General features: G+C 39.5%; 12 protein-coding genes. 2 read left to right on the top strand and 10 right to left on the bottom strand.

The genetic code is table 11. From position 1 onward, the window contains the following. Positions 1-45 precede the first annotated feature (45 nt). From L8T27_RS02170 to L8T27_RS02140, 7 genes are all read right to left on the bottom strand, one after another. The gene (locus tag L8T27_RS02170) at positions 46-1,365 is read right to left on the bottom strand and encodes a sugar ABC transporter substrate-binding protein (protein ID WP_237940626.1); all 1,320 of its coding nucleotides are present in this window, start codon (positions 1,363-1,365) and stop codon (positions 46-48) included. Positions 1,366-2,072: 707 nt separating this feature from the next. After that, entirely contained in the window at positions 2,073-3,440 is a 1,368-nt protein-coding gene (gene rlmD / locus L8T27_RS02165; RefSeq protein WP_237940624.1) for a 23S rRNA (uracil(1939)-C(5))-methyltransferase RlmD, read from the bottom strand. A gap of 178 nt (positions 3,441-3,618) precedes the next feature. Beyond that, positions 3,619-4,566: a diacylglycerol kinase gene (locus tag L8T27_RS02160; protein ID WP_233316227.1), complete on the bottom strand. Its 948-nt coding sequence runs from the start codon at positions 4,564-4,566 to the stop codon at positions 3,619-3,621. 203 nt (positions 4,567-4,769) lie between these two features. After that, a complete protein-coding gene (locus L8T27_RS02155; RefSeq protein ID WP_237940623.1) occupies positions 4,770-5,711 on the bottom strand; it encodes a hypothetical protein in 942 nt (313 codons plus the stop codon). A 43-nt stretch (positions 5,712-5,754) separates the two neighbouring features. Next, a complete protein-coding gene (locus L8T27_RS02150) occupies positions 5,755-6,846 on the bottom strand; it encodes a hypothetical protein (RefSeq protein WP_233316222.1) in 1,092 nt (363 codons plus the stop codon). Continuing rightward, positions 6,843-7,331 carry an anti-sigma factor family protein gene (locus tag L8T27_RS02145; protein ID WP_233316220.1) on the bottom strand — a complete coding sequence of 163 codons (489 nt, stop codon included), beginning with the start codon at positions 7,329-7,331 and terminating at the stop codon, positions 6,843-6,845. The genes L8T27_RS02150 and L8T27_RS02145 overlap by 4 nt, the downstream gene beginning before the upstream one ends. Beyond that, entirely contained in the window at positions 7,328-7,891 is a 564-nt protein-coding gene (locus L8T27_RS02140; protein WP_233316218.1) for an RNA polymerase sigma factor, read from the bottom strand. Before L8T27_RS02140 ends, L8T27_RS02145 begins: the two co-directional genes overlap by 4 nt. Before the next feature lie 219 nt (positions 7,892-8,110). On the opposite strand from L8T27_RS02140, the gene L8T27_RS02135 reads away from it, so the two are divergent. Both L8T27_RS02135 and plsY read left to right on the top strand, forming a co-directional pair. Further along, positions 8,111-9,781, top strand: coding sequence for a hypothetical protein (locus L8T27_RS02135; RefSeq protein ID WP_233316217.1), 1,671 nt, complete (start codon positions 8,111-8,113; stop codon positions 9,779-9,781). 150 nt (positions 9,782-9,931) lie between these two features. Next, a complete protein-coding gene (gene plsY / locus L8T27_RS02130) occupies positions 9,932-10,549 on the top strand; it encodes a glycerol-3-phosphate 1-O-acyltransferase PlsY (RefSeq protein WP_233316215.1) in 618 nt (205 codons plus the stop codon). A gap of 133 nt (positions 10,550-10,682) precedes the next feature. Here the strand turns inward: plsY and gatB are convergent, their stop codons facing one another. From gatB to gatC, 3 genes are read right to left on the bottom strand one after another with little or no spacing between them, the layout of a single operon-like run. Continuing rightward, positions 10,683-12,110, bottom strand: a complete 1,428-nt coding sequence (gatB, locus tag L8T27_RS02125) for an Asp-tRNA(Asn)/Glu-tRNA(Gln) amidotransferase subunit GatB (RefSeq protein ID WP_233316213.1) — start codon at positions 12,108-12,110, stop codon at positions 10,683-10,685. 12 nt (positions 12,111-12,122) lie between these two features. Beyond that, positions 12,123-13,580: an Asp-tRNA(Asn)/Glu-tRNA(Gln) amidotransferase subunit GatA gene (gene gatA, locus L8T27_RS02120; protein ID WP_237940622.1), complete on the bottom strand. Its 1,458-nt coding sequence runs from the start codon at positions 13,578-13,580 to the stop codon at positions 12,123-12,125. 12 nt (positions 13,581-13,592) lie between these two features. After that, a complete protein-coding gene (gene gatC, locus L8T27_RS02115) occupies positions 13,593-13,883 on the bottom strand; it encodes an Asp-tRNA(Asn)/Glu-tRNA(Gln) amidotransferase subunit GatC (protein WP_233316210.1) in 291 nt (96 codons plus the stop codon). Positions 13,884-14,017 lie beyond the last annotated feature (134 nt).

The following is a 14,017-nucleotide window of genomic DNA, read 5'->3' as shown; positions in this document are numbered from 1 at the left end:
TATGCTGTTGAGCCAATCCCAAGAAGGCATTGGCTCAACACATGTCTATTCAGTTTGTGAAGCAATTGCATCTTTAATTTGCTGAACACCTTTATCAAGGGCCTCTTTTGGTTCAGACTGGCCATTCCATAATGCTGTAAATGCGACTTCCATACTTGCCCACACATGCTGCATTGCTGGGATGTTAGGCATTGATATAGAATATTGCGCTTGCTCCAAGAAAGCAGCATTCATCTCATCTGCTTTAATTGTTTCATTCTCCATCAATGTTTTTACAGGCGGTAATTGCCCTGTCATTTCATAACGTTCCAGCAGCATTTCGTCAGAGGTTGCAAATTGTGCAAGTAATGTTGCAGCCTTTGGATATTTGCTGTATGCGTTTACAAATAATGATTTAACACTTGAGAAGGTTTGAGGATGTTCCCCATTGTCCAATAAAGGCATTGTTTTAACACCAAAGTTAATTCCAGCATCTTGATGCCCTTTTACTGCCCATGGACCTGTTATATAGTACAGCAACTTTCCTTCATTAAACTGGGAACTGATAACATCACCAGTAATGTCTTCTTTTTTAAGCGGCAGAATTTCATTATGTATTTTTGTCATCAGCTCTGCAGCTTTAAGTCCGCCTTCCCCGTTCAAACCAATGTCCTCTGGATTTGTATTATCCTCACCAAAGATATAACCGCCGTATCCTCCAAGAAACCCATGCACTAAATAATAGTTGCCTGGCTCAACCATAAATCCGTATGACTTAGGATTCTTTTCCATAAATTGCTTTGATTGGTCAATAAGCTCATCCATCGTTTCTGCCGGCTTAAAGCCCATCTCATCTAATAAATCTTGGTTGTAAAATAATCCTATTGTTTCAATACCAACTGGATATCCATAAACTTTCATCTCCTCATCTGTCTTTGAAGAAACTCCAGTGATGGCTCCTTCCATGAAACGCTGTTTATATTCATCAGCAAAATAGTTTTCATAAATTAGTCCTGCTGCGTTCATTGTCCCTACATGATCATGTGCCCCGGTAAATACATCACCACCCAGCCCTGCTGGTCCGTCTGTTTCCAGTTTCCCGGCAGCCTCCACATGGCTCACCTCTTCAATTTTGACAGGAACCCCATATTTATCGGTGTACTTTTCTGCAACAAATTTGGACCATTCTGCTTCTTCATCTCCATTTGTCCACATCACCAGCTCGGCTCCATCCTCCGGTTCTATCTCTGCGCTGTTTTCCTGTTTAGAGTCATTCGAAGAATCAGAACTTGCTTCATTTCCTCCCGTTGAACTGCTGCCAGGTTTACTGCAAGCAGCCAACACAATCAACATGAAAACTAGTATTACTGACAAAGATTTTTTCATTCATTTTCCCCACCTTTTATATAATTTTGCAGCATAAAAAAATTGATTAAACGTTTTATCATTATGTAAAAAATATAGGAATAAAACCAACTATATATTTAAGTAAAAAATGATTAAACGTTTTATCAATACATCAAAAAAATATCACATAAAGTGATAACCCAAAAGTGAAAACCCTTTCAATTTACAGGTTAATTATAAGTTGCTGTATAGGCTCTGTCAATAACTGAATAGCTTTATTTTTCGAGGAATTTCGACTTTTAACTAGAGGCTTCCCTTTAAGTTATCTTGTTGTTCACAGAATAATCAACTACTCATTAACGGAAGCATAGAGGAGGAGAAATGGTTATGAGATAGTGAAGATAGATATAGAACGCAAGAATCATTAGATAAGACTAAGAGAAAAATGGGGCACATTTCTTGATGCACAGGTGATTAATTCTTTACTTATCGTATATGAACTCAAGGCGGTGATAGTGATGGCAATAGCTCCAACTAAAAAAATTGGAAAGAAACAATGGTTTTTAAGCAATAACTCCATAAAAAAATAAATAGTTTCATCCTTACACATTAATCCCTAAGTCTAGTTGCTATTTATGCTGTTAATAGTTCCCCTTTTAAATTCTACATATAGCTCCCCCGCACTTTAAAATTAGATGCATAAAAAAATAAATCCCGGATTTCATGAAAGAAACCCGGGAAGCATTCTATTTTAATACCAACTGCGCAACAGCCTCTACATGCATTGTCTGCGGGAACATATCCACAGGCTGTACTTCAAGTGTTTTATAGCCGCCGTCTTCAAGGACGCGTAAATCTCTTGCTAATGTTGCCGGATTACAGGAAACGTATACGACCTTTTTCGGTTTCATGTCAATGATTGTCTGCAATAGTGCTTCATCACAGCCTTTTCTTGGCGGATCGACTACGAGCACGTCTGCTGTATTCCCTTCCTTATACCAGTTGGGGATAACTTCTTCTGCTTTGCCGACAGCAAAATCCACATTGTGGATATCATTGAGCAAGGCGTTTTTGCCTGCGTCTTCTATTGCTTGGGGAACGATTTCTACACCGAATACCTTTTTCGCTTTTTTAGCGAGGAATAAGGAAATGGTGCCTATACCGCAATAGGCATCAATAACACTTTCTTCTCCTTGCAAATTAGCATATTCGAGCGCCTTTTCATAGAGAACCTTTGTCTGTTCTGGATTCACTTGATAGAAAGAACGGGCAGAAATAGCGAACTTAACATCACCAATATAATCAGTGATTGTTTCTTGTCCCCATAATACCTTAGTCGTATCTCCCATAATTACATTTGTTTTTTTGTTATTCACATTGTGGATAATTGATTTTAAGCCTGGAACAGCTTGTGCAATTTCATCCACAATTTTATTTTTGTTAGTAATTTCATTTGTTCTGGTGATAAGAACAACCATAATTTCACCGGTAACTAACCCGCGGCGGGCCATAATATGACGAAGCTCACCCTTGTGACGCTCTTCATTATATGCCTTTACTCCGTGTTTTTGGCAGATTTCTTTCACTGCTCTTACGACATCATCATTTTCCACTTGTTGAATAAGGCAAGCTTCCATATTGATAATTTGGTGGCTGCGCTGCTGATAGAAACCGCCTATCAATCCGCCTTCATGCTCTCCTATCGGCACTTGTGCTTTGTTGCGGTAGCGCCACGGCTCACGCATCCCGATAGTCGGGTGTACAACAGCGTCTATTTTCCCGATTCTTGTAAGAACGTCCTGGACATGCTTATGCTTCATTATAAGCTGGCCTTCATAATTAAGATGCTGAAGCTGGCAGCCGCCGCATTCTTTATAAATAGGACATGGTGCTTCCACTCGGTAAGGGCTTTTTTCCTCCAGCTCGAGCATTCTGCCAAAGCCGTAATTCTTATTCGTTTTAATAACTTTAACTTTTGCTTTTTCTCCAGGAAGTCCATTGGGGATAAACAGTGGATAACCTTCAACTTTTGCTACACCAGAGCCGTCATGTGTCAAATCTTCAAATACTATATCTATTATATCGTTCTTTTGAACGGGCAATGTTCTGCTCATTGTCTACTTCCTTTGCTACATTTATCTTTTAAAAAGTATACCGAACAAATTGTATCATACTTTTCCTGTAATCTATAATCCTTGTTCGTTTTTGGTCAGTTGAAAACAATGGAAAAAAGGGGCTTTTTTGGGGGTTAAAAGAGTGGTGGATAGAGTGAGTCATCCTCACTCTATAGCTTTACTCGTCTGTTTCTTTTACTGCTGTCTCTTTATCAGGACGGTCCTCATCACGGATACTGTCTATTGGAACAAACACTTCAAAATGTCTGTACAAATTAACAAATTCAGCTGGAAGAACCCCGCCAAATTCACCGTCGAGATTTAGTTGAACCTTTTCCTCTGATGTTACTTTAATGTGGTTGGCATTAACATAGATAACGCTTGGATCATTAATATGCTCTCCGCGCAGAGCCAATGTAGCGATTCGAATAAAATCAGCTAAATTTGCCTTTTTCAAGATTAGCAAAGAGAATAGACCATCATTAATGGAAGAGCCTGGCGCAAGTTTCTCAAACCCTCCGACAGAGTTAGTCAGCCCAATTAAAAACAGCATGACTTCTCCCTCAAACAATTTGCCGTCGTATTCTATCTTTACTTTCGTTGCTTTAATGAAAGGCAGCTTTTCCATACCCTTTAAATAATAGGCAAGCTGTCCAAGCATTGTTTTTAACTTGCTTGGCACTTCATAAGAAAGCTCTGTCAAATTGCCTCCGCCGCCAATATTGATGAAGTACTTATCTTCATTCAGCCGTCCGATATCAACAGGAATTGTGTCTCCTTTTGCAATTATATCGGCAGCAGCTTCAATATCTCGGGGGATATGCAAGGCTCTTGCGAAATCATTAGTCGTTCCCACTGGGATAATCCCAAGCTTCGGCCGGTACTCCTGCTCTGCAAGCCCATTTACTACTTCATTAATCGTCCCGTCACCGCCTGCAGCAACAACAAGATCATATCTTCTTTCTACTGCAATCCTTGCCGCTGTTGTAGCGTCCTCTGGACCTGTCGTAGCATGGCAGGATGTTTCATACCCTGCGTTCTCCAGTTTTTTCAGCACCTCCGGTAAATGCTTCTTAAAAGCTTCCCGGCCTGATGTAGGATTATATATAATTCTAGCCCTTTTCATACCCATCATCCTATTTCATAATTTCATGACTTGTTTCTACCATCTAACATCATATACGAAAACTACTTCATTAGGCAATATTTAGTATCCTGCGAAAAATGCTCTGCAGGATTTAGAAATCTGCTATCAATTATACCCTAATAATAGGCGTTCCAACCGCTTTTGCCTGTTTTATAAAATTAAACAAACGTTTGATTAAATTCTTATTTCATATTATTTAAGATCAATGTGTCACTATTGGATACATATATATGATTTTCCGCTTTTCCTTTTTCAAGGGTAGCATTAGGCGTTGTGACTTCCATTTCACTAGCTGAATCCGCGTTCCCGTCTATGTCATTATCCAGCTTAGCAAACTTCCAATTCTGGTCCTCTTTATTGTATATGTCCGTATTTTGGACGGAGACACGAACATTATCTGTCTCTCTAATATCCAATCCGATCTCCCCTGTACCTGCTATTTTCCAATCACTGTTCAAATTTCTTGGATTAAGAGAAATATTGCTCCAAAGATCAGCAAGCTCCAGTTGGACATCTGTCGGCACAAGCAGAGTAGCATCCAAACTTGAATAATCTTCATACAATCCTGTTTGATGCGGACGCTCCTTCACCCTAATATACAGTGTATCTCCTTTATCCGTAATGGTAAGATAATCCTCTGCTTTTTCTATCTTTTCGATTGTACTGTCTTGTCTGTATGTACCAAACATGGAGACATTTCTTTCGTTTATTCCTTCGACTCTAAATTGCTCTATGCCGTCACCTTCTACTACGACTCTTTTAATATCCTTGCTTATATCTTGGTTAAAGGCTGGAAGGTCCAATGTTATTGCTTCCTTTTTAATTTCATCTTGAATTAAATCCATAACGCCTGAAGTCTGCAAAAAAACCATGATGACCCCTGCTGTACCTAATATCCCAACGATAACGATGCTGAAAAGGTCAAAATTCAAATATGGCTTCTCTTGCTTGCTAAGGAACAGATACACAAGGATTTCCAACCCAAGGACTACAAGAATGACAGGCCACCACAGCTTTAATGCCGTTGTGATATTCCAATCCAATATTTGCGACAATAACAAGAAAACCCCCAGAAACAAAAGTGACAACCCCATCGAAAATGTTCCAACTCTCCATGTTCTCATTCCGTGCTTCTCCCCCTTTATGCAATCTTTTTTTGCTGACTGCTTATTTGTCTGTATTTTTCTTATTGCCGACAAGCACCCGCAATCCGCCTAGAATAAGAATGATGCAGACTACTCCTGTCTGGAAATAATGATAGAACAAGAATTGCAAATCAATTCCAAGCCATACCTTCAGCCTTGAAGAAAAGGCAGGAAGCAGGATATTAACGATCATGTAATAGAAGCCTACAAGAAGAAGTCCAACTCCAACCCATTTTTGATAATTGGTCAAATAGGCGATAACAGGTGTATCTTCCAGCTCCACTTCTCCTATTTTAGATGCTTTTTGGAGTCCATCGAAAAAGCTGTAGAACCAAATAATCGGAATTAGAAATAGGAAAATCCCTAAGTAAAGCTCATTGATTAAAAAGATTGCAAACAGGAATGCTGCCATCAGCTGCAGCCCCCTTTGCTGCAACCCTAAATAAAGATGGCCGGCTCCTGGAAAAATGGATAAAAAAGTGGCAATGATTTTGCTTTTCTTTCCGTCTTCACGATTTTTTTCAAAGTCTTGGAAAATCGTCTGGTCAACCAATTCCTCTCCATTTTGCTTTTTGGTAAACTGCTGCATCACATCAAAAAATCCATATACCCAAATGACCGGCAGGATAGCAAGAAACAGCAGAAACTCTCCTGCACCTGTCAATATGGAAACAAACAGCACCATGATAATCAGCCCTAAGAAAGTGGACAATAGTGTTATCCCTCGGTACATCAATCCTAATTGAATATGTCCTAAACCAGGCACAAAGGATAAAACAATGGTGTAAAAACGCTGTGATTCTATTGTATTTACAAGCACTGTTCTCTCCGTTCCATCACCTGTCTGACTGCTTGGGAGAACCTGTCTTTTAAAATAGCGGCTAGCTGTAATATAAGTGTCCAAAATGCTTATGCAATAGATGAGAAAGCCAATAAAAATAACGGCTGCAACAACCCCATCCATATATCCAGACATGCTAAACAGAAATATCGAGAATACAGCCAGTCCGAATACAGCTGCTCCATACAAGGACCCTCTTATCCGGTTTCCAATGTAAAATAGTCCGCCTCCCGGAAAGAAAGCTAATATAAATGCGGCAAACGGGTTTTTCATTTTTTCTTTTCCTCCTTCATACTCATACTCCCATCAAATGTATTTAGCCAAGAAAATGTTTTATCAACAAAGCCTACTTTTACCTCTTCCTGTTTCATTGGCATTTCTGCCTTCTGAATGCTTTCAGTATGTTTGATAATCGATTGGAAAACTCCAGTCGTCATCAAAACTAGTGTAATGCTGGCCGCAATTGCGTAGTGAAAGATAGAGGATTGATAGAATGATTTTTTCTTTTTCGGTTTTACAACAGGTATATCCATTAATTCTGCCTGTTCCTGTGTAATTTTTTGCATGATTTGATCTGTGAAGCCTTCCACATCCGAAATAGACGGTAGTTCCTGTTCTTGTGCTTCTACTGCTTGGACATACAAATCAAGACAATGATCACATCCATATAGATGGTCTTCCATTTGTGAACGATTACCCTCGTCCAGTTCATCCTTTGCATACTCTAGCCATTGTTCAAAAGAATAGTGTGTTATCATAAGAAATCCTCCTCCTTCCAATGCTTCTTCAACCAGATTCTTGCCCGGTACAGTTTTGTTTCAATTGTTTTGACTTGAACATTTTGCTCTTCTGCCAATTGCTGATAGCTCTTTTCCGCAATATAGTAGCCATAAATAACATCACGGTAGTTATCTGGAATATCGTTGAGCTTTTCTCTTAACAGCTTGCGCTGCTGCCTAATGAGCACTTCTGCTACTACATTGTCTTTTTTTCCTGTATCCAGCTCGATTTGTTCTGTAATGTCCTCTTTTCTTCTTTGCTGTTTTCGCTTAACATCAATCGAATGATTGACAGCAATTCTCGTTATCCAAGTCTTAAATCCTTGGTTTTCATATTTAGGGAGAGAGTAATAAATTTTAAGGAATACTTCCTGTGCAGCATCTTCAGCTTCCTTCTGATCCTTCAGGATGCTGTAAATTGTGCGAAATACATCTTGGCGATACTTCTCGACGAGCTGTCTAAATGCATCATCATCTCCAAGTTTGACTAACTCAATCAACTCTTGATCTGCTATTATTCTCTCCCCCCTTCTAAACATGTTCACATAATAGACGTTATAAAATGCTCAACCCCTACACCAATGTTATATTTTTTTCAATTAATAAGCTTTCCAGCGAGTCATACTTTTTTATAGTAACATTTTTCTGATCTTATAAAGATGTTTTTTGTCGGATTAAGTTAGGAATGATTTATGAAACTATTATGGGGAACATTCCGTATTACAATGGAAGCAATTATCATAAGGAGGTTTATGTTAATGATATATTTATTATCATTGCTCGCGTTAACGCTTAATCCAATTGTTTGGAAAGCTTATTATCGCAGTAAAGTTTTTTTATACACACAGCTTCTGCGCGTCATACTTGGAGCGATTATCATCTTTATTTTAACTTATTTCCAGCTTATCGATTATTCTGTGCAGGCTGCAATTAAGTTTAGCTTATTTTATTTAGCGCTGTTCTTTTTGGCTGACATCATTTATCGGAAAGCAAAAGGATTTTATTACACAAGCTTTCTCGGGATTGCCATGCTGGTCGCAAGTGCTTACTTCCAATTTGTTTATCCTTTGACAATAGCTAATGATAAGTATGATTTTGTAGCAGCAAAGGCCACTGTTGCCAAAGAGCAAGAAGAATCTACAGATGAACAGCATATTGCTGTGGTTCCGGAAAAATACGCAAGGTATCGAAGTGAAAAAAAGCTTGGGGAGCTGTCACATGCCTCCTACTATGACCTCGGGGAATCTACTTTGCAAAAAATCGACGATCATCTTTATTGGGTAACGCCCATTGAATACACAGGCTTCTTTAAATGGATGAAAGATGTGCCTGTTCCTGGATTCGTTAAAATGAGTGCAGAGGATGAAAATAAAGATGCCGTTTTAGTAAAATCAGAAATGACTTATGTTCCATCTGCCTATTTCAACGAAGACTTAAAGCGTCTTGTAAGAAAAAAACACAAGGACTCTGTCCTGCTCGAAGCAAGCTTTGAACCCGATGATAATGATAAGCCCTATTATGTTGTTCCATATGGGGACTACAATAAATTTAGGGAAATTGTCGATGTAAAGGGCATTTATATTATTGACCCAGAAAGCGGGGAAATAAAAGATTATAAGATGAACGAGATTCCTGCATTTATCGATCATGTCATCCCAACAAGTGTAGCGGAAGATTGGAATGAATGGTATGGAAAATATGTGCATGGCTTCTGGAATACTATTTTCTCTAAAGAAGATATAAAGGTGCCAACAGAATGGGAAGACATAGATGAAGTGAACGGAGTGTTCAATAAGGATCTTGCGTTAAACTGGTTTACAGATTTCACTCGTCCTAAATCAGACAGCGGCAGCATGGTCGGCTACTCTCTCATAAATGCCAGAGATGGCAAGCTCACATTCTATGAGAATGCAAATGGATCGTTAAATGGAAAGTCTGCCATCAATGTGGCGGAAAAGACATTCAGAGCGGAAAAATATGAAGCTGGCACGCCTATACTTTATACGATCTATGGCCAGTTTACATGGGTAGTTCCTTTGATGGACAGCAACAACGTGCTGAGGCAAATTGTTCTTGTCAACGCCAAGGATGAGAAGGTTTACAGCTACAGCAATGAAAAATCAAAGCTATTTAATGATTATAAATATGCAATTGCTACATTGCTAAAGGACGATAACACAGTTCCTACCGATTTGGCTGATATGAAGGAATTACAAGGGACAATCAGCAATGTCTATAAATCAGAAATGGAAGGCAGCACTGTCGTCCGCTTTATGGTAGATAAAGATAAACGAATATTCCAAGTGTCATCTAATGATTTCCCTTACAGCATCTTCCTAGAAAAAGGGATGAATGTTTCTGTGAAATATATGGATACAGAAGAGGTTGTTGTCAGTGTCCAAGAACTTGTCATGGCAGGATTTGAATAGACTATATTTGTCACAAGAGCCGCCTATCAATTAAAATTGGCGGCTTTTTTGCCGTTTTTTTAAAATCATGTTATTCAGGAACAAGTATACTTTTCTGCTTGCATATACTAACATAGGAAATGGGAATATTTATCATACCGTCAAAGGAGAATGCTTTTGTATACGATATTAATCGCATATTTAATAGGATCTATTCCAGCTGCCATTATAATAGGTAAGATGTTTTTTGGTATCGATATAAGAAAGCACGGCAGCTTTAATCCAGGAGCAACGAACTCTATTCGCGTTCTTGGGAAAAAAGCTGGTCTCGCCGTACTCATCTTCGATATCGGCAAGGGTGCACTAGCTGCAGCTCTTCCAATTTTATTGCACCAGGATATCGATCCGATTTACACAGGTTTGGCGGCTGTAATCGGCCATTGTTTCCCTGTGTTCGCAGGCTTCCGTGGCGGAAAGGCCATCGCCACTACAGCAGGTATGCTGATTGTCGCAAATCCTGTTATGTTCTTGGTTGTCTACTTAACATTTATCGCTGTTATCTGGATAACTAAATATGTATTCCTCGGCAGCATATCTGTCGGAATTACGATATTGCTGTATGCCCTATTCGATGCTACTTTAGAACATGAACTTATATTTATCATCTATCTTTTACTGCTTATATACTTGCACAGATCCAATATTATTAATTTCTTTAATCACACTGAACCGAAAATAAATGATAAAACAATAAAAAAAGACCGCATCGGACCGAAAAAGATTAGCTAAGTATCTTCATTAGGACAAGCTTTGCAAAAAAAGTTCGAAAATTGCCAAGAGAACACTTTTCCTGGGAAATATGCAGAGAAAATGTCGAAATAAATGAAAAAACCAAGAGCAGTTAGCTCTTGGTTTTTCTACATTATCTTTTGTTTATTTCTTGAACAAGCAGCTTGTTGACCATTTGCGGGTTAGCCTGTCCTTTTGTTGCTTTCATGATTTGACCAACAAGGAAGCCGACAGCCTTTTGTTTGCCGTTCTTGAAGTCATCAATTGATTGCGGATTATTGTCCAATGCTTCGGAAATCACCTGAAGGAGAGCTCCTTCATCCGAAATTTGCACTAATCCTTTATCTTTAACGATTTGTTCTGCGTCGCCGCCGTTTTCAATCAGCTCTTTGAACACTTGCTTAGCAATTTTGCTGGAGATTGTCCCATCTTCAATGAGTTTAATCATGCTTGCAAGACTCTCTGGAGTCAGTGCAACATCTGCCAGCTCTTTTCCTTCTGCATTCAAGTATGCTGATACATCACCCATAATCCAGTTAGAGGCAAGCTTAGGATCTGCTTTAGCATTTACTGTCGCTTCAAAGAAATCTGCCATTTCTTTCGTAACAGTCAATACATTAGCATCGTATTCAGGCAAGCCTAATTCTTCTACATATCTCTTCTGACGAGCATCAGGAAGCTCTGGAATTTCCGCACGAATTCTAGCTTTCCAATCTTCATCGATATATAGGTCCATTAAGTCTGGCTCTGGGAAATATCGATAATCATCTGAACCTTCCTTAACACGCATCAATATTGTTGTATTTGCTGCTTCATCATAACGACGTGTTTCCTGCTCTATCACACCGCCGCCAAGAACAACTTCACGCTGACGCTTTTCCTCGTATTCAAGACCTTTTCTAACAAAGTTAAATGAATTTAAGTTCTTCAATTCTGTTTTTGTTCCGAATTCTTCTTGTCCAACAGGGCGAATGGAAATATTCGCATCACAGCGTAAAGAGCCTTCTTCCATCTTACAGTCAGATACTCCAGTATACTGGATGATTGATTTCAGTTTTTCCAGGTATGCATATGCTTCGTTTGGTGTTCTGATATCAGGCTCTGAAACAATCTCAATCAAAGGTGTTCCTTGGCGGTTAAAGTCGACTAGAGAATAACCGTCACCATGGTTCAGCTTTCCAGCATCCTCTTCCATATGAACACGTGTGATTCCGATTCTTTTCTTATAACCGTCCACTTCTATATCGATATAGCCATGCTCACCGATTGGTTTATCAAACTGAGAAATTTGATATGCTTTCGGATTATCTGGATAGAAATAGTTTTTACGGTCAAACTTTGTTTCTGTTGCAATTTGGCAGTTCAATGCCATTGACGCTTTCATACCGTAATCGACAGCTTTTTTGTTCAAGACCGGCAATACGCCTGGATAACCTAAATCGACAACTGTCGTATTTGTATTTGGTGCAGCCCCAAAATGGTTCGGGCTTGCAGAAAATATCTTCGATTCTGTTTTTAATTCCACATGGACTTCAAGTCCTATGACTGTTTCAAATTCCATTTATTTCACCCCTTACAGCGTTGGTTTTTGCTTATGATAGTCCGTTGCTTGTTCAAATGCATATGCCACTTTATAAACAGTTTCTTCATCAAAGTGCTTACCGATAATTTGCAAGCCAAGCGGCAATCCGTTTGTGAATCCGCAAGGAACAGAGATTCCAGGCACTCCAGCAAGGTTTACTGGAATTGTCAGAATGTCATTTGCATACATCGTCAATGGATCATTCACATTTTCACCGATTTTGAATGCTGGTGTTGGGGTTGTAGGTCCTACGATTACATCGTATTTCTCAAATACATCCTCAAAGTCCTTCTTAATAAGTGTGCGGACTTTTTGTGCTTTTTTATAGTAAGCATCATAATAACCAGAGCTCAATGCAAAAGTTCCAAGCATGATTCTGCGTTTCACTTCATCTCCGAAGCCTTCTGCCCTAGTCTTTTTATAGAGTTCAATTAAGCTTCCTGCATCTTCTGCACGGTAGCCGTAGCGGATTCCGTCAAAGCGGGACAAGTTAGCAGAAGCCTCTGAAGAAGACAGCAGATAATAAGTTGCCAACGCATATTTGCTGTGTGGCAATGATACTTCTTCCCATGTTGCTCCAAGCTTTTCTAACACCTTAAGAGCATCAAGCACAGATTGACGCACTTCCTCGCTTACACCTTCGCCTAAGTATTCTTTTGGCACTGCGATTTTCAAGTTCTTAATATCACCTGTTAAGCTCTTCGTAAAGTCCGGAACTGCCACATTTGCTGATGTGCTGTCCATCGGATCTACTCCTGAAATAGCTTTCAGCAAGAAGGCATTGTCTTCAACTGTTCTTGTAATCGGTCCGATTTGGTCTAAAGAAGACGCAAATGCCACAAGACCAAAACGTGAAATACGTCCGTATGTAGGCTTTAAGCCGACAACTCCGCAATAGGCAGCCGGCTGTCTGATAGAGCCGCCTGTGTCAGATCCAAGTGAAAACAGAACTTCTCCTGCAGCAACTGCAGCTGCTGATCCGCCTGATGAACCACCTGGCACTCTATCTAAACTCCAAGGGTTCTTTGTGTTCATATAATAGGAGTTTTCTGTTGATGACCCCATCGCGAACTCATCCATATTCAGCTTCCCGATTGTAATCGTGCCTGCATTATGTAATTTCTCCATAACTGTCGCATTGTAGATTGGCTGGAAGTTCTCCAATATGCGGCTAGAACATGTTGTTCTTAAATCCTTAGTGACAATATTATCCTTTATCCCGATTGGCAAACCGAACAGTGGACCTGTCGTTTCACCTGTAGCCAATCTTGCATCAAGCTGCTTCGCCTGATTAAAGGCATTTTCCTCATCTAATGTCATAAAGGCTTGTACTTTTTCATCTACGTCCTTAATTCTCGTGTATGCTTCCTGCACCAAATCTGTAACAGAAAGTTCTTTTTTAAGCAGCATTTCTTGTAAATCTGCCGCTTTTTGATCAAATAAGCTCATCCTCTTCCCTCCTTACTCAATAATTGATGGCACCTTGATCTGGCCGTCCTGATGCTCTGGAGCATTTCGCAGGACATCCTCGATTGGCAGGCCTTTTCCTGCAACATCTTCACGCAATACGTTTTTCGTATCGAGCACATGGGATGTTGGTACAACACCTTCTGTATCCAGCTCATTCAACTGCTCAGCAAATGAAATGATTGCATCAAGCTGTTTCTGAAATTTTTCAGCTTCATCTTCTGTAATCGCAAGCCTCGCAAGGTTTGCAACATGCTTTACTTCTTCTTTTGTAATCCTTGACATAATTGTCACCTCCAAGTACGTTCCATGCAATAATCTGATGATATCAAACAAGCCTCTATTAAGGCAACAAGAACAATGAAGTATTTGTTATCCTTCCAAAAATCTTGCCTTTATAAGGCTGCCCCAATTTACTT

The organism is Niallia sp. Man26 (genome assembly GCF_022049065.2).
Lineage (GTDB): Bacteria > Bacillota > Bacilli > Bacillales > Cytobacillaceae > Niallia.
Note: the sequence above shows the minus strand (reverse complement) of the source record. Positions and strands in the feature narration are given on the sequence as shown.